Source organism: Vibrio sp. RE86, from assembly GCF_013114545.1.
In the GTDB taxonomy this organism is placed as follows: Bacteria; Pseudomonadota; Gammaproteobacteria; order Enterobacterales; family Vibrionaceae; genus Vibrio.
This window is the reverse complement of sequence record NZ_VTXI01000005.1, coordinates 96,580-120,979: the sequence shown is the minus strand read 5'-3', so window position 1 is coordinate 120,979 and position 24,400 is coordinate 96,580. Positions and strand designations below refer to the sequence as shown.

At 44.2% G+C, this 24,400-nt stretch carries 20 protein-coding genes; 11 read left to right on the top strand and 9 right to left on the bottom strand.

The window, feature by feature from the left end:
• Window positions 1-97 precede the first annotated feature (97 nt).
• Complete coding sequence (locus tag F0231_RS06935; protein ID WP_171758990.1) at window positions 98-835, top strand: ABC transporter substrate-binding protein; 738 nt, start codon at window positions 98-100, stop codon at window positions 833-835.
• A gap of 84 nt (window positions 836-919) precedes the next feature.
• Here F0231_RS06935 and torA read toward each other — a convergent pair whose 3' ends face one another.
• Genes torA through torE form a run of 3 tightly spaced genes read right to left on the bottom strand, consistent with a single transcriptional unit; the run spans window position 920 to window position 4,821 of the window.
• On the bottom strand, window positions 920-3,382 hold the full coding sequence (gene torA, locus F0231_RS06930) for a trimethylamine-N-oxide reductase TorA (protein WP_171758989.1): 2,463 nt from the start codon (window positions 3,380-3,382) through the stop codon (window positions 920-922).
• Window positions 3,383-3,406: 24 nt separating this feature from the next.
• Window positions 3,407-4,591: a pentaheme c-type cytochrome TorC gene (gene torC / locus F0231_RS06925; protein WP_171758988.1), complete on the bottom strand. Its 1,185-nt coding sequence runs from the start codon at window positions 4,589-4,591 to the stop codon at window positions 3,407-3,409.
• Between the two features lie 50 nt (window positions 4,592-4,641).
• Window positions 4,642-4,821: a trimethylamine N-oxide reductase system protein TorE gene (torE, locus tag F0231_RS06920; RefSeq protein WP_171758987.1), complete on the bottom strand. Its 180-nt coding sequence runs from the start codon at window positions 4,819-4,821 to the stop codon at window positions 4,642-4,644.
• A gap of 441 nt (window positions 4,822-5,262) precedes the next feature.
• Between torE and F0231_RS06915 the strand changes: the two genes are divergently transcribed.
• On the top strand, window positions 5,263-6,051 hold the full coding sequence (locus F0231_RS06915) for an ABC transporter permease (protein WP_171758986.1): 789 nt from the start codon (window positions 5,263-5,265) through the stop codon (window positions 6,049-6,051).
• Window positions 6,052-6,459: 408 nt separating this feature from the next.
• Here F0231_RS06915 and focA read toward each other — a convergent pair whose 3' ends face one another.
• The gene (gene focA, locus F0231_RS06910; protein WP_171759112.1) at window positions 6,460-7,302 is read right to left on the bottom strand and encodes a formate transporter FocA; all 843 of its coding nucleotides are present in this window, start codon (window positions 7,300-7,302) and stop codon (window positions 6,460-6,462) included.
• A gap of 499 nt (window positions 7,303-7,801) precedes the next feature.
• On the opposite strand from focA, the gene F0231_RS06905 reads away from it, so the two are divergent.
• The 3 genes from F0231_RS06905 (at window position 7,802) to F0231_RS06895 (ending at window position 9,737) form a co-directional block, all read left to right on the top strand.
• Complete coding sequence (locus F0231_RS06905) at window positions 7,802-8,035, top strand: TIGR02647 family protein (protein WP_171758985.1); 234 nt, start codon at window positions 7,802-7,804, stop codon at window positions 8,033-8,035.
• Window positions 8,036-8,258: 223 nt separating this feature from the next.
• On the top strand, window positions 8,259-9,080 hold the full coding sequence (locus F0231_RS06900) for an NAD-dependent epimerase/dehydratase family protein (protein WP_171758984.1): 822 nt from the start codon (window positions 8,259-8,261) through the stop codon (window positions 9,078-9,080).
• A gap of 24 nt (window positions 9,081-9,104) precedes the next feature.
• Window positions 9,105-9,737 (top strand): YdcF family protein, encoded by a 633-nt coding sequence (locus F0231_RS06895; protein ID WP_253825741.1) that lies wholly within the window; start codon window positions 9,105-9,107, stop codon window positions 9,735-9,737.
• Between the two features lie 66 nt (window positions 9,738-9,803).
• Here F0231_RS06895 and clpA read toward each other — a convergent pair whose 3' ends face one another.
• Window positions 9,804-12,074, bottom strand: a complete 2,271-nt coding sequence (gene clpA, locus F0231_RS06890; RefSeq protein WP_171758983.1) for an ATP-dependent Clp protease ATP-binding subunit ClpA — start codon at window positions 12,072-12,074, stop codon at window positions 9,804-9,806.
• Between the two features lie 42 nt (window positions 12,075-12,116).
• Window positions 12,117-12,437 carry an ATP-dependent Clp protease adapter ClpS gene (gene clpS, locus F0231_RS06885; RefSeq protein ID WP_006879492.1) on the bottom strand — a complete coding sequence of 107 codons (321 nt, stop codon included), beginning with the start codon at window positions 12,435-12,437 and terminating at the stop codon, window positions 12,117-12,119.
• A gap of 463 nt (window positions 12,438-12,900) precedes the next feature.
• Between clpS and cspD the strand changes: the two genes are divergently transcribed.
• Window positions 12,901-13,122 carry a cold shock domain-containing protein CspD gene (gene cspD / locus F0231_RS06880; protein ID WP_171758982.1) on the top strand — a complete coding sequence of 74 codons (222 nt, stop codon included), beginning with the start codon at window positions 12,901-12,903 and terminating at the stop codon, window positions 13,120-13,122.
• 57 nt (window positions 13,123-13,179) lie between these two features.
• Here cspD and F0231_RS06875 read toward each other — a convergent pair whose 3' ends face one another.
• Both F0231_RS06875 and F0231_RS06870 read right to left on the bottom strand, forming a co-directional pair.
• Window positions 13,180-15,126 carry a methyl-accepting chemotaxis protein gene (locus tag F0231_RS06875; RefSeq protein ID WP_171758981.1) on the bottom strand — a complete coding sequence of 649 codons (1,947 nt, stop codon included), beginning with the start codon at window positions 15,124-15,126 and terminating at the stop codon, window positions 13,180-13,182.
• A gap of 119 nt (window positions 15,127-15,245) precedes the next feature.
• A complete protein-coding gene (locus F0231_RS06870) occupies window positions 15,246-17,471 on the bottom strand; it encodes an NADP-dependent isocitrate dehydrogenase (RefSeq protein ID WP_171758980.1) in 2,226 nt (741 codons plus the stop codon).
• A 287-nt stretch (window positions 17,472-17,758) separates the two neighbouring features.
• Between F0231_RS06870 and F0231_RS06865 the strand changes: the two genes are divergently transcribed.
• Window positions 17,759-18,451, top strand: a complete 693-nt coding sequence (locus tag F0231_RS06865; RefSeq protein WP_171758979.1) for a pseudouridine synthase — start codon at window positions 17,759-17,761, stop codon at window positions 18,449-18,451.
• A gap of 137 nt (window positions 18,452-18,588) precedes the next feature.
• Here the strand turns inward: F0231_RS06865 and aspS are convergent, their stop codons facing one another.
• Entirely contained in the window at window positions 18,589-20,367 is a 1,779-nt protein-coding gene (aspS, locus tag F0231_RS06860; RefSeq protein WP_171758978.1) for an aspartate--tRNA ligase, read from the bottom strand.
• Window positions 20,368-20,641: 274 nt separating this feature from the next.
• On the opposite strand from aspS, the gene F0231_RS06855 reads away from it, so the two are divergent.
• The 4 genes from F0231_RS06855 to F0231_RS06840 all read left to right on the top strand — a co-directional run bounded on the left by F0231_RS06855 (window position 20,642) and on the right by F0231_RS06840 (window position 24,389).
• Entirely contained in the window at window positions 20,642-21,523 is an 882-nt protein-coding gene (locus F0231_RS06855) for a DUF72 domain-containing protein (RefSeq protein ID WP_171758977.1), read from the top strand.
• Between the two features lie 110 nt (window positions 21,524-21,633).
• Complete coding sequence (gene cmoA, locus F0231_RS06850; protein WP_171758976.1) at window positions 21,634-22,371, top strand: carboxy-S-adenosyl-L-methionine synthase CmoA; 738 nt, start codon at window positions 21,634-21,636, stop codon at window positions 22,369-22,371.
• Window positions 22,372-22,433: 62 nt separating this feature from the next.
• The gene (gene cmoB / locus F0231_RS06845; protein WP_171758975.1) at window positions 22,434-23,405 is read left to right on the top strand and encodes a tRNA 5-methoxyuridine(34)/uridine 5-oxyacetic acid(34) synthase CmoB; all 972 of its coding nucleotides are present in this window, start codon (window positions 22,434-22,436) and stop codon (window positions 23,403-23,405) included.
• Between the two features lie 240 nt (window positions 23,406-23,645).
• Complete coding sequence (locus tag F0231_RS06840) at window positions 23,646-24,389, top strand: ATP-dependent zinc protease (RefSeq protein ID WP_171758974.1); 744 nt, start codon at window positions 23,646-23,648, stop codon at window positions 24,387-24,389.
• The last annotated feature ends 11 nt before the right edge of the window (window positions 24,390-24,400 follow it).

The following is a 24,400-nucleotide window of genomic DNA, read 5'->3' as shown; positions in this document are numbered from 1 at the left end:
TCAAACATTTTCTTAGGTTATGGGAAACCCGCTTGAACTTTCTTCACTAATTACTTCAACTACACTTTTGAGTAAGCATTTTAAAAAGGAAATTTAGATGTTTTCCCGCATTCATCTATGGATTTTTTTGCTGTCCTCTCTTCTTATTTCTTCAAGAGGTTTAGCAGTCACTTTACAGGTTGCTCAGACTCATTGGCCCCCCTACATAATGAGTTCGAAATTTGGGAATGGGATTGCTCATGACATGGTGGTCGATGCACTAACGAAGGCGGGCTATGCCATCACTTTTAATCAAAAACCTTGGGCTAGGATCCTTAAAGAGACACTAAAAGGGAAAAATGATGTGATTGTGTCGATTTGGAAAACACCAGAAAGAGAGGAATTTTACCTGTTCTCCAAGCCTTATATGCTGAACCGGATGGCCGTTATTTCGCGTAAGGACTTAGAGTTTGAGTTCAATGATATCACCAGCTTAAAAGGCAAACGTGTCGCACTGATTAACGGCTACGAATATGGTTCACGCTTGTTGGAGTATCAAGAGATGATTAAAGTCGATTCTATCGATCTTCCTAACAGTCTCCGTCTGCTTCTTTCTAAACGAGCTGACGTACTGATCACCGATGAAGCTGTAGGACAATGGACAATGCAAGAGTTAAATCTCTCGCTAGATCGTCTAAACGTCAGCGCAAAGTATTTCGATCAAACACCTTTGTATGCGGCTGTACGGCGAGATCACCCTCATGCTGAAGAGATCATAGAAGCGTTAAACGACTATTTTGAACACTATGGCGAAGCGAAGTTGAAAGAGCTCAAAAAGCGCTATGGCCTTGAATAGACGAAGAAATAGGAACGAGTAACAGGCAAACTCTGGATAAAAAAATACCAGCTCGAAAGCTGGTATTTTTAATTGTCTCATCGATTACGCGACTTCGATAGGGCCACCGAATGAAGTAACCGGTGGTACTTTGCCTGTGAACTTCTCAAACTCAACGATACATGTGTTTGCAGAAGTTGCCTGAGCAAGCTCAGAAGAGCCGATGTCCATTGTTAGCGTATTTGGATCGCCGTATGTACAAATCGCACCTTCTTTTTCGTTCAGAGGGCCGTACCACGCACCTTCTTCGATACGGATAACACCACGTGGGTAGCTATCAGTCAGTACAGCACCTGCTAGTAGCTGACCACGATCGTTGAATACACGTACCAAATCACCATCTTTAATGCCTTTCGCTTTAGCATCTTGAGGGTTGATGTACACAGGCTCACGACCTTGTACCGCATACGTTGCACGGAACTCTTCAGATTCACACATCTGTGAGTGCAGACGTTTGTCTGGGTGACAAGACTGTAGCCAGTACGGGAACTTGTCTGAACCAGGGCCACCGTGTGAACGTTCTGTCTTTTCAAACCACATTGGGTGTTCTTGACAGTGTTCGTAACCGTAGCGACCGATCTTACGAGATGTAATTTCGATAAAGCCTGATGGTGTACCTAGAGCGTTGATCTCTGGATCTTTACGGAAGTCAGCGTGACGAACCCAAGGTGAACCTTCACCGAAGTCTAGTACGCTCTTCTCCCAGAACTCATCAAATTCTGGCATATCAAACTTCGCTTTGTTCGCTGCGCGACAATCATCATACAGAGAACGAACCCACTGCATTTCATCCATGCCACGAGTGTACTCATTATGGCGACCGAAGCGGCGAGTTAGCTCAGTAAAGATCTCAAAGTCAGTCTTAGACTGGAACAATGGATCCACTAGGCGATGCATCGCGATCAGACCTTTACCTGAGTAAGAACCGTATACGTCGATATCGTTACGTTCGAACTGAGTACACGCAGGCAGTACGATATCAGAGAAGCGACAAGTTGCTGTCCAAGCGAATTCAATCGTTACCACAGTTTGAAGCTGCTTGAAGGCTTTCTTCATACGGTTACGGTCTTGGTGGTGGTGCCAAGGGTTGTTACCCGAGATAACCATCATCTTGTAACCCGGCAGCTTAACTTTGCTACCGTTGTAACGAATCTCTTTACCTGGTTCTAGTAGACAGTCGATCCAACGCGCTACAGGGATTGTACGGCTGTAACCGTTGAAGTCATTGTTGTCCCACTTAGGCTTAGAGCCTGTATCAAGGTTGCGAGGGAAACCACCAGGTGCCGCGAAGCCTGTTGATGGAACACCGATACCTGAGTAGTGGTGACCGTAAGAGATACCGCCACCAGGCAGACCAATTTGACCAACCATTGCTGCAACCACTGCTGCAGCCCAGTATGGCTGTTCACCGTGTTCTTGACGCTGGATACACCAACCCATCAGAATTTGTGTACGGCCATTAACAAGCATGCGTGCAAATTCACGGATCTTGTCAGCTTTAACGCCACAAATCTCTTCAGCCCATTCTGGTGTCTTAACGATCTTATCTTTCGTTTCACCTTGAACGTACTTAATGAAGTCTTCGAAGCCTAGACAGTAGGTCTTAATGAACTCTTTATCGTAAAGATCTTCATTATAAAGAACGTGAGCAACCGCCATCATGAAGGCTACGTCTGTCATCGGGTTGATGTACAGGTGGTCGTTCTCCAGGAAACGTTGAGTCTTGTTCTTAACTGGATCAACAGACAGAACATTGATCTCGCCTTTCGCTACTTTCTCTTTAAGCTGCTCTAGGTAAGGGAACGACTGGTGAGTCTCACAGTTCCAACCAACTTGTAGGTTTTTAACTGGGTCATTTGCCCATAGGACGATGTTGTCCGAGTTCTCTAGAATTTCAGACCAAGACGTGCCTTGTGCGTAAACCTCCGTTGAACCAAGAACGTAAGGAAGAATCGTCTGACCTGCCCCCGTTGAGTAGTCACCTACTTTCGTGATGAAGTTACCATGCATGTTAACAGCACGCTGCATGTGGCTGGTACAGCTGTGGAACTGACCAGTTTGACGCCAGCCAGTTTGACCAGCATGCAGCGCCCAAGGGCCGTAATCTTTTTGTACGCGCTCTAGTTCACGGTAGAACAGGTCTAATGCTTCATCCCAAGTAACACGGATGAAACGGTTGTCACCACGGGTTTCTGCGCTGTATTTGTGCTTTTTAAGCCAATCTAGACGAACCATTGGGTAACGAACACGTGAAGGGCTGTAAATAATACCCTTGATGCCGTTAATCATGTCTGTTGGGTTCGTGTCTGATTCTAGCGGTTTGATCTCTTGAACTTTACCCGCGTAGATGTGGGCGCGGAATGCGCCCCAGTGAGAACCTGAAACTTTCCAAGTTCCTGTTGATTCTGCAGCGTTTGCAGAAGCAGATGCCAATAAGCTTGGACCGATTACTGACACTGCACTAGTCGTTGCTACACCTTTAAGAAAACTTCTTCGTGTAATAGCCATTTCAATTACTCCATCCGACGCTTATTAGTGGTGACCTTCAGCAAAATCTGAAGAGTGCTTCTGTAGGTACTTCAATACTAGAGCTTCGCTGTCTGTATCGAAGTTAACGAATGCAAGCATACCGTTGAACATACCTGGCCATGTGTTCGCATCGAAGTGCGCTTCAGCAGGTTGTGTGTGACACACTGAACAATTGGTCTTGTACGCTTCGCTCGCTTTCTCCCAGATTGGAGTTACGTCGTTAAGCATCGCTTCTTTCTTCATCCATACCGTTGCTGACACTTTCTCCCAAGGAAGACCTGTCAACTCATCCACTTTCTTCTCGCCTTTCGTCACGATGTCATCGCTAAGTGCCGCATCTTTGAGTAGAGAGCCAACTGCGATGTTCATACCAAAGTCTTCTTGAATTACACGACCGAAGCCCTTCGCTTTACGCCAGCCGTCAATCTCAACTTTCATCATGTCGCCTTTGTCTTCAAGAACAGTAACAGTCGACGCTGGGTTAAGTAGACCCGCTTCTTGCGCTGCTGCGTCATCGAAGTAAACAGGTAGGTGACGAACACTCACAAGTGCTTGACCTTCTGAGTAGTCAGTGCTTGATGTTAACTGCTCTAGCTCGCCAACGATGCCACCAATGCTGTCCATACCTGCTGGTAGTTTGTGTGCAATACCTTTGTGACAGTCAACACAGCTTTGATCTTTCTCTGCGGCTTGTTTCATTTGGATACGAGCTGTTGGAGACATTTGCTCGAAGTCCATAGATTCGTAGTTGTGACAGTTTTTACACTCTAGAGATTTGTTCGCAGAGAAACGATCCCATTCGTGTTTAGCAAGTTCGATACGACGCTCTTCAAAGTGGCCTGGTTCATCATAGTCACCAAACACTTGAGCGAATACTTCTTTTGAAGCCTGCATCTTACGAGCAATTTTGTCCGTCCAGTTGTGAGGAACGTGACAGTCAGGACAAGTCGCACGAACACCAGAGTGGTTTTTCCAGTGAACTGTTTCTTGTAGCTCAACGTATACATTGTCACGCATGGTGTGACAGCTGATACAGAATTCTTCAGTGTTAGTCGCTTCTAAAGCAGTGTTAAAACCACCCCAGAAGATAACACCAGCAATAAAGCCGCCCATAGTCAGCACACCTAGGCTGATATGAACTGCAGGGCGTGTCATGGTACGCCACAGTTTTACGATAAATGATTTCATTGTTTGCTCTCTTAAAATCTTTTCAAAAATGTGGAAATGAGCTCAGCGGCTTACATGCCGTGTACGCCCGGAGGACCAAAGAAGAACACTTGTAGTGCCCAGACAATGAATCCGTATCCGCCGACAAAGGCCACACTCAGGATTGGGAAGAGAACAACCGCGATGAAGAGGAAAGACTTCCACTCCAGAGAGCGTTTTTCACCACTCTCAATTTTTTTAACATCACTCATACATTTGCCTATTTTGTATCTAGTGTTTTTGTCTAGCTCTGGTGATTGAGCTAAGTTTTTTTTAAATTTCTATTGAGAAATCTTAGACCATACTATTAGTAGGGTTCAATCAATTCCGATGCTTTGAGCCTTGTTATTCAATACTTTTTTGAGCTCATCCAGAGATGTGTTTAATTACCATTTTATGTATAAATAAACCTCAAAATATGAAGATTTATTAACAGGCAAATAAAGAAGCAACCTCCCTAAAACCCGTAACATTAGAACGATAATTTTTAACATCTACCACTTTAGAGGCATACTGTTGATGTGCTTATATTAGCCCAAATGTAACTAAAATGTTTCAAGACATGTGAGTTTTAGGGGGATTTTTTCGTTTTTGAGGCATAGTCAGCGAATAGCATTATTCGGTAAGATAGAGACACGACTATGGGAGGGAAAATGAACAGCGTCGTGGATATATCTTGGCTTACCTTACTGGTATTTTTTAGCTTACTCACCATCCCTATGCTAGTGAGTCGCATCTATCAATTAGACATGAATAAAGAGATTATTTTGAGCGTCACTCGAATGACCGTTCAGCTTCTTCTCGTCGGTGTCTACTTGGAGTTCCTATTCGATCTCAACAGCTTATTGGTCAATCTGATATGGCTTACTTTGATGACGCTCATTGGAGCTAGCACAATTATAAGCAAAGCTAAATTGCCCAAATCCAAACTCATGTTCTCCGTGGTTTCAGGCTTAGCGATTGGGCTCTTTCCTATCCTTACTATTATTACTCTGTTTGTTGTCCAACCCAGCCCCACCTACAATGCTCAATACTTAATTCCACTTGCCGGAATGCTCTTGGGGAACTCAATGAGCGGTAATATCGTGGCACTGCAAAACTTCTTTAACTCCCTTGATGAACGTAAAGGAGAATATGAAGCCGCTATCGCACTTGGAGCATCTAAGGAGTACGCGACGATTCCTTTTGTGCAATCGGCTATTAAGCGCTCTTTGGCACCAACGCTCGCAACAATGACCACCAGCGGGCTTGTCACTCTACCTGGAATGATGACGGGACAAATTTTGGGAGGAGCTAGTCCTCTTGTCGCTATCAAATATCAGATACTCATTATGGTGGCGATCTTTGTCATGATGTCGATTTCAATCACCGTTGCGCTCAAGCTCACCATCAACAATCTCATTAATAAAGAAGGAAGAGTTTTGATCAAACCGCTGGCTTAGCCGCTCCTTCCTCACCATAAACAGTCTGCGTAAGATCTTATCCACAGTTTCTGTGGATAACCGTGGTGATACTTCAAAAGCAAGTCTTTTTATTACCTAAGTTCATCAAAGAACACAAAATTTTCTTTGCATTCATACGCATATAATTTAATTCACGAACTGTAATAATTTGGTCATTCCGGCGACTTAAGATGAAGCCTGTAGTGACACAAGGAGAGTGATACGGCGATGAGAAAAGAGTGGATGGATCAATCTGAACAAAATGTTCAAGATAACCCACAACGTGATTGGTTAATCACAGAGCCCTTAGAAATTCCCCCATTGGAAGAGTTGTTCTAGGCCTAAAACAGCAAAAGGCTCACCGCTTTAGTGAGCCTTTTAAAAATCACATCATCAATGAATCAGCAATCAATCTCGCAGATAGATCAACCAGTACCACATGCCGACAAACAAGCCACCACCAATAATGTTACCCAGAGTAACAGGCAACAAATTGTTCGTGATAAAGCCAATCATATTCAAGTCAGCGTAATCAGCGATGTTCGCTCCTGTCATCTGCCAAAATTCAGCAGGCGCAAAGTTTTTGATACCAATCGCCATCGGCACTTGGAACATATTCGCAATACAGTGTTCAAACCCTGCCGATACAAACATCGCTACAGGTAAAATCATCACTGCTATTTTATCAGTAAGGGTTCGGCCACTAAATGTCATCCAAACCGCTATACAGACTAATACGTTACACATAACACCAAGTGCAACTGCGGATAAAAACGAATGGTGCAGCTTATGCTGAGAAATCGCCATTGCATTTATACCCACTTGGCCATGATCGAACATGTACTGTTTTGTCATCAGCATGCATATCACTAACAGCAGTGCACCAATCAGGTTCCCACCATAGACAACAGCCCAGTTTTTGAACAAGCATTTCCATGTTATCTTGCCACTTGCGCGGGCAACCAAGGTCAATACCGAGCTCGTGAACAATTCACCGCCCGTAACAACAACCAAAATCAACCCCAAGCTAAAAGCCAATCCACCGATAAGTCGTGTGATACCCCAAGGCAGATCACCAGCACCCGTCGTTACGATAGTATAAAAAACAAATGCAATGCCAATGTGGATACCCGCTGAAATCGCCAGTAAAAAAGATTTGATTGGATCTTTTGTCGCTTTACCTACGCCAATCTCTGCCGCACGCTCAGCCATTTGTGGAGGAAGTAGAGAATCAAACTGGTTTAGATTTATCATCGAAGAAATATTTTGCAACATGAGGATTAGTGGGCGCGGATAATTACGTGAATTGTGATCAATTTCAAGCGTAAATTATTTGCGTAAGACAAAATAAATTTAATTTAAAGAAAACTTCTTGTTATCCAGACTAAAAACTCACATAAACGTAATATCACGCCAGATCTCAAAAAATCAATTTTAATCTAACAATCATAGACTTAACTTTTGATTGAATTTTAGATATTTGTTCTCAATACGCTTTAGTATGTTCATTCATATAAACCACATGTTTTAGACTATTTTGCTATTAACAAACGCCTTATAGGTAGAATAGTAAGTGCAAGGATTAATCTTTGATTTATATCTATTCCTTACTCGATTGGTTACCTGACCACCACACAACCACAAACTTATGATGAAACTAAGGGCTGGGTAACATTTCTTAACGCCTGAAGTTGATGATTCGTTACTTCCTGATTAAGTTGAAATAAGTACTTTCGATAAGGAACACAATATGAAATTCACGCCAGAGCATTTATCTGAACTTAATCTTCTTCTTCAATTTGATTTGAGCAGTTCAGCAACGGGCATTAAAGTGCACCACGAAGCATCAGAAGATATGCAGGCGGCCGTTCAACGTATTTATGAGAAAGGCTTATGTACATTGCCTGACGGTGGATACCTAACGGATGAAGGGATCGAAGTGGCAGAGCATGCAGATAAAATCTTAAGAGTTTTATGTAGCTAAGCCTTCATTCAATTGGAACGCCGCCAACAAGTTAAGTGTGGCGTTCCTACAACAAAATTATTCTCTCGTATCTCTCTGTGCTTTCTAAGCTCAGATAAATCACTCCCCATCCTCCTTTCACATTTGTTATGCTGAGATTGATACCAATTAGCCATCAGCCTGTCGCGTAAACTCAATTCATCTAGTTTGAAAGCTGTTCTAGGCGATGATAAGGGAAGCCATAGTGAAAAAGATTTCAATTATTGGCGGGGGTTGGCTTGGACAACCACTCGCGCATTACCTCAGCACTCTCGGACATACCGTTTCAGTTAGCCGAACCACCACTATGGGGGCTACTGAGCTTTGCGAACAGCACCTGAATGGATTCCAGTTCGACCTGAGTGCACCTTTGTCAGAAAGTGAGCATAAACTTGAAGCGACAAAACCAGATATCGTTATAGGTTGTTTTCCTCCCGGCTTTCGTAAAGGTCGCGGTGATGAATATGCACACTACTGGCATACCTTAGTTAGTCTGTGCCAGTCACTCGACGTATCACGCCTAGTGATGGTGAGTTCGACAACCGTTTATCCCAACAGTGCTGATGACATGACCGAAGACAGCGCAAGTCTCGAACTGGCGACACGCCACAACCACTTTTCCGATAATGCAGTCATCATGCTGCAAGCTGAGCAAAGTCTGATCGATTCTGGGCTCAGTTACGCTATTGTCCGCTGCAGTGGTTTAATAGGCCCTGAACGCCACCCGTCTCGCTTTGCAAGTAAGCTCAAACAGGTCAGCTCGCTAGCACCAGCGAATATGCTCCACTTAACCGATGCAGTAGGTGCGGTCAGCTTTATGGCGTTGAATGAGATCAGTGGTGTTGTCAATGCGACGACTCCTAACACGGTCAGTAAGGCGGAGTTTTATCAATCAGCTTTGGATAACGTAGGGTCTGATGATCCCCTTCCTCCCGTTGTTGAGATCAAAGACAAAAGAATCGTTTCTAATAAACTTCAAGATCTTGGCTACCGCTTCCACTTCGACCATACCTTAGAAGCAATCTAACCTATACGGAGCTGCGCAAGTACGATGAAAATCTATCAGCACATCGAACACATTTGGTCCTACATGCAGTTAGGTCATAAGCTTGAAAAAGCAGACTGTATTTTTGTTCTGGGCAGTAACGATCCTCGCGTTGCCGAATATGCCGCAGAGCTCTATTTGCAAGGTTGGGCAAAAACATTGATCTTTTCGGGTGGTGTGGGACGACTAACTGAAGGTGTTTTTGAGCAAACCGAAGCCGATACTTTTGCGGCGATTGCCAGAGATGCAGGCGTACCAAGCGATGCCATCATTGTAGAAAACAAAGCAACGAATACTGGGGAGAACGTCCGTTTCACTCACCAACTGCTGACAGGACATGGACTCCGTCCAAAACGGTTCATTCTGGTGCAAAAGCCTTATATGGAGAGGCGAACCTACGCAACATTCGCAAAGCAGTGGCCTGACGCTTACGACCACGTGATAGTGACCTCTCCTAGATCTCGGTTTTGTGATTACTTTAATGATGAAATTGACCTAACCACCACGGTTATCGCAATGCTTGGCGATCTAGAGCGAATCAAAGATTATCCAAAGCTAGGTTTTCAGATTGAGCAGCCCGTCCCTAGTTCAGTTGACGCATCCCTAATCGCACTCAAAACAATATTTGATCAACAATAACTGAATTCTTACTGATACAAAAAAGCCAGAGCAATTAACTCTGGCTTTTACTTTTTCAATGACAGCTTAATGAATCGCTGCCTCTTTCTCGCTCAGGTATTCAAATTTAAGCTCATCGTCTTTCAAGTTAACCTTCACGGTACCCCCGTCAACTAACGAGCCAAACAGAAGTTCATTCGCAAGCGGCTTTTTCAGCTGCTCTTGAATAGCACGTCCCATTGGACGAGCACCCATCGCTTTGTCATAACCTTTCAGCGCAAGCCAATGACGAGCATCATCCGACACTTCGAGTGATACGCCACGTGCATCAAGTTGAGCTTGTAGTTCAACAATAAACTTATCAACCACTTGATGAATAACGTGCTCATCTAGACTATTGAACCAAATAATGTTGTCTAGACGGTTACGGAACTCTGGTGTAAACACTTTCTTAATGACAGACATCGCATCATGACTGTGATCTTGTTGGATCAAGCCGATCGATTTCTTCTCCGTCTCTTGGACGCCCGCGTTGGTTGTCATCACTAGGATCACATTACGGAAATCCGCTTTTCGGCCATTGTTGTCCGTTAGCGTACCGTTATCCATCACTTGAAGAAGCAAGTTAAAGATATCTGGGTGCGCTTTCTCAATCTCATCGAGCAATACAACCGAGTGAGGGTGCTTGATGACAGCATCAGTCAGTAGACCACCTTGATCGTAACCAACATAACCCGGAGGTGCACCAATTAGACGGCTCACTGAGTGGCGCTCACCGTACTCAGACATATCAAAACGCAGTAACTCAATACCTAGCAGCTTAGATAGCTGCACAGTCACTTCTGTTTTACCCACGCCTGTTGGGCCTGCAAACAGGAATGAACCCACAGGTTTATGGTCGTTACCAAGACCCGCTCGTGTTAGCTTAATCGCTTCGCTAAGTACATCGATCGCATCATCTTGACCGAATACCAGCATTTTCATCTTCTCATCAAGGTTCTGAAGAATCTCTTTGTCTGAAGAGGAAACTGATTTTTCTGGGATTCGAGCCATTTTAGCGACCATTGCCTCGATGTCTGCAACACCGACTGTCTTTTTACGACGACTCGCTGGGGCTAAACGACTACGAGCACCCGCTTCGTCAATAACATCAATGGCTTTATCTGGAAGATGGCGCTCGTTAATGTATTTCGCTGACAACTCTACTGCAGCGCGCAACGCTTTGTTCGTGTAACGGACTTCGTGGTGTGCTTCGTACTTAGGCTTAAGACCAATCAAAATCTTAGTTGTATCATCTAATGATGGTTCAACAACGTCGATTTTCTGGAAGCGACGAGACAACGCACGTTCTTTCTCAAAAATCGTACTGTACTCTTGATAAGTCGTAGAACCAATACAACGAAGTTTACCGCTACTTAATAGAGGCTTGATGAGATTTGCAGCATCAACTTGTCCGCCCGATGCGGCACCAGCACCAATGATGGTGTGGATTTCATCGATAAACAGAATCGCATCATCTTCTTTCTCTAGCTGCTTCAAGATCGCCTTAAAGCGTTTTTCAAAGTCACCGCGGTACTTAGTACCTGCAAGTAGAGAGCCAATATCCAGAGAGTAAATCACGCTATCAGCAATGATGTCAGGTACTTGACCTTCAACAATGCGCCACGCTAAACCTTCAGCAATGGCCGTTTTACCAACGCCAGCCTCACCAACAAGCAGCGGGTTATTTTTACGACGGCGACACAGCACTTGGATAGTACGCTCTAGCTCTTTATCACGACCGATCAATGGATCAATTTGACCCTGCTTTGCAATCTGGTTGAGGTTAGTTGCAAAACTTTCTAGACGGTCTTCAGAATTCGTTTCTTCTGGGCTTTCGCTGTTAAATGAACCTGGTGATGAAGGCTCATCGTCTGAGCTTGAGGCTTTGGTAATACCGTGAGAAATGAAGTTAACAATATCGAGACGACTGATGTCATTCTTTTTCAGCAAATACGCTGCGTGAGACTCTTGCTCACTAAAGATAGCCACCAATACGTTAGCACCCGTTACCTCACTGCGGCCAGAAGACTGAACATGGAAAACCGCACGCTGAAGTACGCGTTGGAAACTAAGCGTTGGCTGAGTTTCACGTGTTTCGTCATTTTCAGGAATAAGAGGGGTGGTTTGATCAATAAAAACGTCTAGCTCACTACGAAGCGCGTCAATGTCGGCTTGGCACGCTTGTAGAGCTTCTCTTGCAGCATCGTTCTCTAACAATGCTAACAGGAGGTGCTCGACGGTCATAAACTCATGTCGTTTGTCTCTTGCGCGTGCAAATGCGCCGTTTAGACTCGACTCTAATTCTTTATTCAGCATAAGTACCTCCTTCAAGAACAACTTAGGTTGCTCGGACAAGCGTTAGGCTTGTTCCATTGTACAAAGCAAGGGATGCTCGTTCTCTTTTGAATACATGGTAACTTGCGCTACCTTGGTCTCAGCAACTTCAGCAGTATACGTGCCACAAATTGCTTTGCCTTCATAATGCACCTGCAGCATCACCTGCGTTGCTTTGTCGATATCCATAGAAAAAAAGCGTTCTAGGATTTCAATTACAAAGTCCATAGGGGTGTAATCATCGTTGTTTAAAACAACGTTATACATGGACGGTGGCTTAACTTTTGTTTTCTCTAACTCCAGCAGATCTGAATCTGGAGTAACCCATTCAAAATGTTTGCTCATGATATTTCGATGTTAATGTTGAACTCTCTTAATTTTACCACTTCATGGAGCGAAAGTTTTGAATTTAGTTCTTACTATTACGAACAAAATGCGACAAAAAAATTTTGTTCATACTTAGAGACTAATGCAGCATTTGAGTCGCTGCAAATAAAAGATTTCTATCTAGCGAGTACTTCTATCTAATTGATTAAAAAGAAACCAAATTATATTGGACTGAGTGATGTATTCTCGAAATTGATGCAATAAGAAGTAAACAAAATGTAAATCTCAAAAGTGAGTTGCTTGCAATAATGTCGACTGTAAGACCTTTTGGCTATTGACTGTACTGTGTCATTGGCTACATTGGTCAAATAGTGACTAAAAATTTAGCAGCGACTGGATTGATATTCACTTTTTGTTTACAAGGAAACAGTGTAAACAACCTTAACAACATCAGTAACAATATGCATGAGGGATGTATAGCATGGCTACAGGTACAGTAAAATGGTTTAACAACGCCAAAGGATTTGGTTTTATCTGTTCAGAAGGAGACGACTCAGATGTGTTCGCACACTACTCAACGATTCAAATGGACGGGTATCGTACTCTGAAAGCAGGCCAACAAGTAAACTTTGAAGTTGAAGAAGGGCCGAAAGGCTACCATGCTAGCTCAGTCGTTCCGGTGGAAGCTCAAGCTTCTAAATAGAAGATGGTACAATTGCAGAAACGCCCACTTTCATGGGCGTTTTTCTTTTTTCGTTATCTAGTGAGTTTTATCCAGCTTGAATCGTTTCACGACTTCTACAAGGCTAGTTGAAACGTCTGTCATACTCGCTGATGTCTGCGCAATTTCAAGCGATGAAGAACCGACCTGACTTGCGACATCTGAAACACTTGCCATTCGAGTTTCGACAGTCTTAGCAATGCCACGCTGACTTTCGACAGTTTGTACAATTTCTTCCGTGTTAACCGCCACCGACTGCATGTTGGATTTTAGTTCATTAATCGAACCAACGACTTGATTAACCTGTTCGACACTTTCTAGCGCCTTTTCTTGCCCTTTTGCTGTAGAGACTACGATGTCTTGTGTCCCTTGATGAATCTTATCCAACAATGACTCCGTTTCGATCAACGCATTCTGTGTACGCTGAGCGAGCGTTCTTACCTCATCAGCAACGACAGCAAAACCTCGTCCCTGCTCACCAGCACGTGCAGCTTCAATAGCAGCGTTTAGAGCGAGTAAGTTGGTTTGCTCTGCCACTTCACGAATAGCCCCCAAAATACTGCCTACGTTTTCCGCTTGGGCATTTAAGTATTCAACTTGATCATTCGTTTCGTTCAAAAGCTCTGACAAATTAGTCGCACTTGACTGAGCATGATTAAGCAATTGATGTGATTTCTCTGACGAAGCGACACCTGTTGAAATAAGTACTGATACTTGAGAAACCGTATTGTCAATTCGTCCAGTTGACTCAATCAGTTGGTTTAATGTACTTGATACTGTTTCAATGTCAGCTTGCTGAGTCGCTGCACCTTCGCTCGATTCACGTGTAACAATGGACAATTCTTCCATTGACGAGGCTACCTCTAATACGGCGCGATCAACGTCATGTAAAATTGCGGCCATGTTCCCTTGCATGACTTTTAAACTCGATAGCATCAGCCCAACTTCATCTTTCGAATCGGCCTTAATATTTTCGGTCAAGTCGCCTTGCGCTAACCTATCCATAATTTTGCGCGCATAGTTAATCGGATTAATTACAGAGCGAGTAGTTAGGATTGAAATAATCACAGCTATAACGACGGCTATCGCCGATAAGACATAGATTGAAAGCGCCGCTTGGCTATTATCTTCTGCGATTTTGGGACCCAAGATATCTTGCCCTTTTAACCCTTGAAGTTTCATCTCTTCAAGCTGCCAAGCAATAGCAACACCAATAACATCTAATTCATTTTCTATAATTGCGTTGCGATCTTCGATCAGTTGATGAACACTCTTGAGCGCTGAGGTATAAGCCAATGAATACACATTGTATTCATCGTACAGTGAGGCCAAACGTGCTGAACTAATTTCTTCTCGTAGTATTGAAGACGCTTCATCAAGTTCACTGCCTAAAAACTTCATCGCTACATCATAGTCTTTTTGCGTATTCGTTTTTAAATACTTATTGCTATACAAACGACCTAGCATCAGCATCTCTTGTACTTGACTCGCCGCAACTATGACCTCATAAGCATGAAAGTCTTGTGGTTCAACGCCATCAATTATTTTACGAATTGTTTCACGCATCGCTAACCCATTAGTGTCTAACTGGTTAACCACAACTTGGTTACGCTCTTGGATGAGCGCTTTAACTTTTAGTTGACCAGCGTTATATCGCTCAAGCTCTTGCAATGAACGAGTGTAATCACTGCTAGACTGAGCCATCTCTTTGAAGAGTTCATTTAACGTATTATAACGCTGAGAAAATTGTTGATCGGTCGATTGTGACGGCTCACGAATATAATTCTTAGATGCAATCCTTAGCTCTAATAAATTTGCCTGCATTCGACCTAGTAAGTTGTTGTTTTTCGCAAGCTCTCGATACTCACTAAAACTTGAAGCCATGCTATTGCTCGAGATCAGGCTATGACTCGAAATAAAGAATAGTAGTGCTAGTAGAACTAAAAATCCGAGTATGATTTTCATCCTGATCGTTAGTTTTTCCATCCGCCTCTCCATATATGGAATGAAATACTGTTTGATGAAATATAGCAAGGGCGGGACAAAAGCACAAAAAAAATGCCTAGGATTTACCTAGGCATTTCATTTAAAGATTTAAACTGTGATCAGCGTGAAACAATACTGTTTAGCGTATCGCTTGGACGCATCAGTGGTGACGCCTTTTCAAACACTGGTGCATAGTAACCACCAAGCTCACCCGCAACACCTTGCGCATCATTTAGTTCAGCGACAATCTTCTCTTCATTAGAAGAAAGTGCTTCAGCGATAGGCGCGAATTCAGCCGCTAGTTCAGCGTCAGCGGTTTGGGTCGCTAGAGCTTGTGCCCAGTAAGTCGCTAGGTAGTAGTGGCTACCACGGTTATCTAGCTCACCAACACGGCGCGATGGCGACTTGTTGTTATCAAGGAACTCACCCGTTGCTTTATCAAGCGCATCCGCTAGAACTTGTGCTTTAGCATTGCCCGCGACTGTACTTAGGTGCTCAAGTGATGCCGCTAGTGCAAGGAATTCACCCAAAGAATCCCAACGCAGGTGGTTTTCTTTTTCTACCTGCTGAACGTGCTTAGGAGCAGAACCACCCGCACCCGTTTCAAATAGACCACCGCCATTCATCAGTGGAACGATAGACAGCATCTTCGCAGATGTACCTAGTTCTAGAATTGGGAACAAGTCAGTTAGGTAGTCACGTAGTACGTTACCTGTTACTGAGATAGTGTCCTGACCTTCTTTGATACGAACTAGAGAGAATTGACATGCTTCTAGTGGAGCAAGAATCTTGATCTCCAGACCAGACGTGTCGTGTTCTGGAAGGTATGCGTTCACTTTTTTGATTAGCTCTGCATCGTGTGCGCGATTCTCGTCTAACCAGAATACCGCTGGAACACCTGTTGCACGTGCACGTGTAACTGCAAGTTTCACCCAATCTTGGATTGGAGCGTCTTTAACCTGACACATACGGAAGATGTCGCCTTCTTCAACTGATTGCTCAAGCAGAACTGCGCCAGAAGTGTCAACAATGCGAATTGTACCCGCCGCATCAAGAATGAACGTCTTGTCGTGTGAACCGTACTCTTCTGCTTTTTGAGCCATTAGGCCAACGTTTGGTACGCTACCCATAGTTGTTGGATCGAATGCGCCGTTCTCTTTACAGAAGTCGATAACCGCTTGGTAGATACCTGCGTAGCTACGATCTGGGATCATTGCTTTGGTATCTTTCTGCTTACCATCTGGACCCCACATTTGGCCAGAAGAGCGCAGCATTGCTGGCATAGAGGCATCAACAATGATGTCGCTTGGTACGTGCAGGTTAGTGATACCACGGTCAGAATCAACCATCGCTAGAGGTGGCTGAGTTTCGTACACAGCTTGTAGAGCCGCTTCGATCTCTTCTTTTTGAGCCGCAGGCAGTGCTGCAATCTTAGCGTAAACATCACCGATACCGTTGTTTACATCAACACCTAGCTTCTCGAATACGTCACCATATTTTGCGAATACATCTTTGTAGTAAACCTTAACCGCATGACCAAAGATCACTGGGTCAGAGACTTTCATCATCGTCGCTTTCATGTGCAGAGACAGTAGAACGTCTTGTTCTTTCGCTTCAGCGATTTGCGCTTCGAAGAACTCTACCAGCGCCTTCTTGTTCATTACTGAACAGTCGATGATTTCTTTATCTTGTAGTGGGAAAGCACCTTTTAACTCTTTCACCGCGCCGTCAGCAGCAACGAACTCGATTTTAACATCTGTTGCGCTTTCAACAGTGTGCGATTTTTCACTGCCGAAGAAGTCGTTACCCGCCATGCTAGATACGTGAGACTTAGAATCCGCGGACCATGCACCCATTGAGTGTGGGTTTTTCTTTGCGTAATTCTTAACAGATAGAGGAGCTCGACGGTCAGAGTTACCTTCACGTAGTACAGGGTTTACCGCACTACCTTTGATCTTATCGTACGTTGCTTTGATCGCTTCTTCTTCGTACGTGCTTGGCTCTTCTGGGTAATTTGGTAGGTTGTAACCCTTAGCTTGAAGTTCAGCGATTGCTGCTTTTAGCTGAGGAATCGATGCTGAGATGTTTGGCAGCTTGATGATGTTTGCTTCTGGTGTTTTCGCTAATTCACCTAGCTCTGCTAGCGCGTCACCAATACGTTGCTCGTCTGTTAGATGCTCTGGGAAGTTAGCAATAATACGCCCAGCTAGAGAGATATCACGAGTATCAACGTTAATGCCTGAAGATGCAGTAAACGATTGGATAATTGGCAGTAGTGAGTAAGTTGCCAGTGCCGGTGCTTCGTCAGTAATGGTGTAAATAATTGTAGGTTTTTCTGTAGGCATGAAATTTCCCTATTGTTCTAACCGGACCCTTCGAAATTGGTCCTGTGAGTGTGTCCGCATACAAGTTATGAATAATCCCCTCACTTGCTGCGATTTGTCCGTCTCTTTTGTATTTGTCGCAATATGCGACATCCTTGAGAGCGATTAGTTATAATTAAACAAAAACGCGATAATAGTCTATTATCTTGTTCAACAATCCTGTTTTTGGGCGCGCAAATGATAGCCCATCCCAGAAACTTTAGATACTTTTACGCACACTTCATTTACATTTTTGCAAGGTAGTTAACATGTCACCACGCTCTCGCCGTGACTCATCTTCTTCTTCATCGAAAAAGCAGCATTCAGGTTTTAAACGTAAAAACAGTTCGAGTAGCCATAAGCCATCGTCTTCACGTCATCGCAGTAAGCCTATAAAAAACAAACCGAAAATCGCGCCAGAAGATCGTAAGGTGATTGTGTTTAATAAGCCATTTGACACGTTAAGCCAATTTACCGATGGAGAAGGACGAAAAACACTTGCAGATTTCGTTACGGTTAAAGGTGTATATGCCGCAGGTCGACTCGACCGTGACAGCGAAGGGCTAATGATACTAACCAATGACGGCATCTTGCAGGCGCGACTCACACAACCGAGTTCTAAGTCTCCTAAAACCTATTGGGTACAAGTCGATGGTGCGCCAACTGAAGAAGATTTAGACAAGCTACGTAAAGGGGTTGAACTCAAAGATGGGATGACACTCCCCGCTCAAGTTGAAGTCATGGAGGCTCCTGAAGTTTGGGAACGTACTCCACCTGTTCGCTTTCGTGCCAATATTCCAACAACTTGGCTTGCGATAACCATTATTGAAGGGCGCAATCGCCAAGTTCGTCGTATGACTGCAAACATCGGCTTCCCTACTCTGCGTTTAGTTCGCTACTCGATGGGTGATGTAACCCTAGGTGATTTACAGCCTGGTGAGTGGAAAGAAATCAATCTTTAGATAGTCGAATAGTTTTAGAGATTCCCTACTCGCTCCTACGTCACTCTATGGAATGACGTTATACAATGTGGTCTTCCAAATACAAAAACGGCGCTTCAATCGAAGCGCCGTTTTTAATATCTAAGAGAAGAAAGAGATTACTCTTCTTCTTTCTTCTCTGCTGCTTTAACAGCAATCGCTAGCTCTTCAAGTGATGCAGGATTTGCAAGACTTGGAGCGTCTGTTAGTAGACAAGAAGCATTGGTTGTTTTCGGGAACGCGATAACGTCACGAATGTTTTCTGTACCACAAAGTAGCATCACTAGACGGTCAAGACCGAATGCTAGACCCGCGTGCGGTGGTGTACCGAACTTAAGTGCGTCTAGTAGGAAGCCAAACTTAGCTTGCTGCTCATCAGCTTCAATGCCTAGGATATCGAATACTGCAGATTGCATTTCAGCGTTATGGATACGTACAGAACCACCGCCAACTTCATAGCCGTTTAGAACCATGTCGTATGCGTTTGAGTTAGCCGCTGCTGGGTTCGCTTTTAGCTCTTCCGCGTTCACACCTAGAGGCGATGTGAATGGGTGGTGCATCGCGTGTAGGTTGCCTTCGTCGTCTTCTTCGAACATTGGGAAGTCAACAACCCATAGCGGAGCCCATGCAGACTCGTCTGTCAACTCTAGGTCTGTACCTAGTTTCAGACGTAGCGCGCCCATTGCTTCAGACACAGTATTTGCTTTGTCTGCACCGAATAGAATGATATCGCCAGTCTCTGCACCTGTGCGCTCAAGAATACCGTTGATCACTTCTTCGTTTAGGAACTTAGCCACTGGAGATTGGATACCTTCCATGCCAGCAGCACGGTCGTTAACCTTCATCCATGCTAGACCTTTCGCACCGTAAATACCAACGAACTCACCGTAACCGTCGATTTGCTTACGAGTTAGCTTAGCGCCACCTGGTACACGGATTACTGCAACGCGACCTTTTTCGTCGTTTGCTGGGCCCGAGAATACTTTGAACTCAACGTCTTTCACTAGGTCAGCAACGTCTACTAGCTCTAGTGGGTTACGTAGGTCTGGCTTGTCAGAACCGAAACGACGCATCGCTTCAGAGAATGGCATGATTGGGAACTCACCTAGATCAACGTCTAGAAGCTCTTGCCACATGTTACGAACCATCTTCTCAGTTGTTGCACGTACTTCTTCCGCGCTCATGAACGATGTTTCGATATCGATTTGAGTGAATTCTGGTTGACGGTCAGCACGTAAGTCTTCATCACGGAAACACTTAACGATTTGGTAGTAACGGTCAAAACCAGACATCATTAGCAGCTGTTTGAATAGCTGTGGAGACTGAGGAAGCGCGTAAAACGAACCTTTATGAACACGGCTAGGTACTAGGTAGTCACGTGCACCTTCTGGTGTCGCTTTCGTTAGTACTGGTGTTTCGATGTCTAGGAAGCCGTTGTCATCTAGGAAACGACGAACAAAGCTAGACGCCTTAGCACGTAGCTTGATGCGATCACTCATTTCTGGACGACGTAGGTCTAGGTAACGGTACTTTAAACGCTGCTCTTCTGAGTTCTTCTGGTTGAAGTCTAGTGGCAGAACGTCAGCACGGTTGATGATTTCAAGGCCTTTAGCGATGATCTCAACTTCACCCGTTGCCATGTCTTTGTTTACTTGGCTGTCTGGACGAACGCGTACTTCACCCGTTAGTTTGATACAGAATTCATTACGAAGTTGGTTAGCTACTTCGTACGCATCTGCCATATCTGGGTCTACAACTACCTGAACGATACCTTCACGATCTCGCATATCGATGAAAATAAGACCGCCCAAATCACGACGACGGTTAACCCAGCCGCAAAGTTCTACAGTTTGTCCTGCAAGGGACTTGTTCAGGTGACCACAGTAATGGGTACGCATAATGAATTTCCCAATCTATTAAAATTTGTTGATTACTATCTACCAGTGTACATTGACTGATAGAGCAAAGTTCCATTTATACGCTGAAAGTCCGATTAAATCGACTATCCAACGTACAATTTATTGCGATTTATTATCTATTGATGCTTTTTACACCAACAAAGGCGTAAAACGGCACCATTAGTTAAAAATTGGCGCTGATTATAGCCCTATAATGGCTCTTTGAGCAAAGCTCTCCATCACCTATTCAGAATCAAGAAACAGCATCGGGAATATGAACCAATTACCTCTTCGTCTTGGCTTAACAATGTGGTCCAACAATCAATGGCAACAAAGCTTTTATGGCCGAGGTACACAAAGTAGTGAACGCCTTGAGAAGTATGCGAGTGTTTTCCATACCGTTGAAGGCAACACCACTTTTTACGCGACACCAACGCTTACAACGGTGAAAAATTGGTATGCCGCGACGCACGATGAGTTTCGATTTACCTTCAAGCTGCCTCAGAACATTACTCACAGGCAGATGCTGCAAGGCTGCCAAAGCGAACTGAAGAGTTTTATGGCTATCATGGCGCCTCTTCACGAACGTATTGGTCAATGGACCATTCAACTCCCTGCGGCATTCAGGCCAGAGCATTTAGATAAGCTCAAACTGTTTTGCGACTTGTTTCCTCCCAACTACCCGATTGGCGTTGAAGTGCGTCACCCTGCTTTTTTCGCTAAAGGAGACGCCGAAAAGCAACTTAACCAATGGTTGATGGAAAAAGGCTATGACCGCATCATAATGGACAGTCGCCCAGTCTTTTCTGAAACACTGACTAAATCGCACCCTCACTATGAATCTTTGCTCGATGCTCAGCAGAAAAAGCCTAAGGTTCCCGTGCATGCTATCGCGACCGCATCTAACCCTATGGTTCGCTTTATTGGCCACCCAGAAGAGGTGCGCAACCAGCAATTTTTCACCCCTTGGATCAAAAAACTGCCCGAGTGGATTAATGAGGGTAAGCAGCCCTATCTGATGATACACACGTCCGATAACCTGATAGCACCTGACTTAGCAATGAAGCTCTATAATCAACTAAGATCCAACATATCATTACCTGACCTGTCACCCTTTCCGCATGACAGTGGCAACACACAAATACAGATGTTTTAGTCCATATCCGTGCAAAGAATGACAGAGCGACGAATTTCCCATAAAATACGCGCCTTTTTGTGACAGCAACTAAGATGCTGGCAACTTTGATAGTGTAAGAGAACAGAGTTATGAACCCTAACAGTAACCCAGACAATATTTTCTCGGCTCCAATCGATAAAATTGGGGACTTTACATTCGACGAACGCGTAGCAGAAGTGTTCCCGGATATGATTCAACGCTCTGTTCCTGGCTACAGCAACATCATCTCTGCCATTGGTATGCTAGCTCAACGTTTTGTTAAGCCACATTCAAATATCTATGATTTGGGTTGTTCACTCGGTGCTGCGACGTTATCAATGCGCCGCAACATTACTCAAGAAGGCTGTCAGATCATCGCTGTCGACAACAGCGCCGCAATGGTTGAACGTTGCAAGTTGCACGTAAACGCCTACCGTAGTGATACGCCTGTCGATGTAGTCGAAGCCGATATTCGTAATATCGAGATTGAAAACGCCTCAGTCGTGGTACTTAACTTCACACTACAATTTCTCTCTCCAGAAGATCGTTATGCACTACTTGAAAAGATCTACTCAGGTCTTCGCTCGGGCGGTATTTTGATCTTGTCAGAAAAATACGTATTTGAAGATGAAACAGCTAACGAGCTATTGATTGATCTACACCACGACTTCAAACGTGCCAACGGCTACAGCGAACTTGAGATAAGCCAAAAACGCAGCGCCATTGAAAACGTAATGCGTCCGAACTCTAAAAAAGAGCACAAAGAGCGCTTCGAGAAAATCGGCTTTAGTAGCTACGACGTTTGGTTCCAATGTTTTAACTTTGGCTCGATGTTTGCCATTAAATAATGCACTCCCTTCGCCCGGGAACAACACGCTTAACTTTTACACCACCAACTCAGTGAAAAACTATGTTTAACTTTGCTAATTTCTACCAATTAATTGCTCAAGACACACGTCTTCAACCTTGGCTGAATGTATTGCCACAACAGCTAACAGACTGGGCAAATGCAGAGCATGGCGACTTTGGTCGTTGGGTCAAAGCACTGAATAAAATTCCTGAAGGAACACCAGATAACATTGATATCAAAAGTTCAGTTACCATCACAAATGATGAGCCTTTCCATACGGGCGAACTGAAGAAACTTGAAAACCTACTGCGCACTTTCCATCCTTGGCGCAAAGGGCCATATCATGTTCATGGTATCCACATTGATACTGAGTGGCGCAGTGACTGGAAGTGGGATCGTGTCCTGCCACACATCACGCCACTAAAGAATCGCAGCGTTTTGGATGTAGGTTGTGGTAATGGTTACCACATGTGGCGCATGCTAGGCGAAGGCGCTCGTTTGACCGTGGGCATCGACCCATCACATCTATTCCTGATCCAGTTCGAAGCCATTCGCAAACTAATGGGCAACGATCAACGTGCGCACCTTCTGCCACTTGGTATCGAACAGCTTCCAAAATTGGAAGCGTTTGACACGGTATTTAGTATGGGTGTTCTTTACCATCGCGTCTCTCCACTAGAGCACCTTATTCAACTTAAAAACCAACTCGTTTCTGGCGGTGAGCTCGTCCTTGAGACTCTCGTTATTGAAGGCGATGAGACGTCAGTACTGGTGCCTGTTGACCGCTACGCTCAGATGCGTAACGTGTACTTCTTCCCGTCAGCGAAAGCACTGAAATTGTGGTTAGAGAACGTTGGTTTTGAAGATGTTCGTATCGTAGACGAGAACGTGACGACAACGGGCGAGCAACGCACCACAGATTGGATGACACACAATTCACTGCCTGACTATTTAGATCCTAACGACCCGTCAAAAACCGTCGAAGGTCACCCTGCTCCTCGCCGAGCAGTATTGGTTGCCACTAAGCCATAGAAACGGTCGGTAGGAGTTGGCGAATTGACAAAGAGTTAACTCAGCGTCAACACGAAAACATATCTATCAACCTAAAAGCTCAATACAATAATAGGGATGCTCTGCATCCTTATTTTTTTGCGTGTGATCACCCTTTGCTTATTTTTTAAGACACCGAATTATCTGTGACTTGTGAGCTTTGTTTTCTATACGCTAAACTTCTAATTTCTCTGTTATTTAACTTACTTTTCAGGTTTATTAATGCTGACACGATTGACCCCTATAATGGCGATACTACTCCTTTCTGGCTGTGCCCTTACCAACAGTGAGCAATATCACCAAGAAACATTAGCGGCAATTCAGGCTTCCGAAGCCAATCTAACCAATCAATACCAAAATCTAAACTTACAGCTAAGTAACCAATCTGACTATATTGAAAGCTTAGAGAACCACATCATCGATCTTGAAGACCAACTTGTTGCTTTCAAAACAGAGGCAATCGAAGAGGTTCGTAAAAAACCGGATCCTGTCGTGATTCCTGCACCAGCGCCAATTCAACCAGCGCCAAGCTACAATGTGGTTTTGGGTGAAGTAGAAACCGTCACTATTGACTCAATCGAGGGCAATTTTTCTGCACGTATCGATACGGGGGCGGCAACTTCGTCACTCAATGCAGTTGATATTGAACAATTTGAGCGCAATGGGAAAAATTGGGTGCGTTTTCACTTATCCAATGGCAACGCTGAGTTGGATGACACCAATTGGATCGAAGCACCAATCCTTCGCTTTGTAAAAATTCGCCAATCAACAAATGATGAAGTAGAGAGACGTGCAGTAGTCGAGTTGTGGGTCAAGCTCGGAAAAATCCATGAAAAAGCGCAATTTACTTTGGCAGATCGTTCTCAAATGAGTCATCCTGTACTTCTAGGCCGCGAATTTATAAGGGATATCGCAGTCGTGGATGTAAGTAAAAAATTTATACACACGGAAGTTCCACAAAAATAATAAGGTAGCGC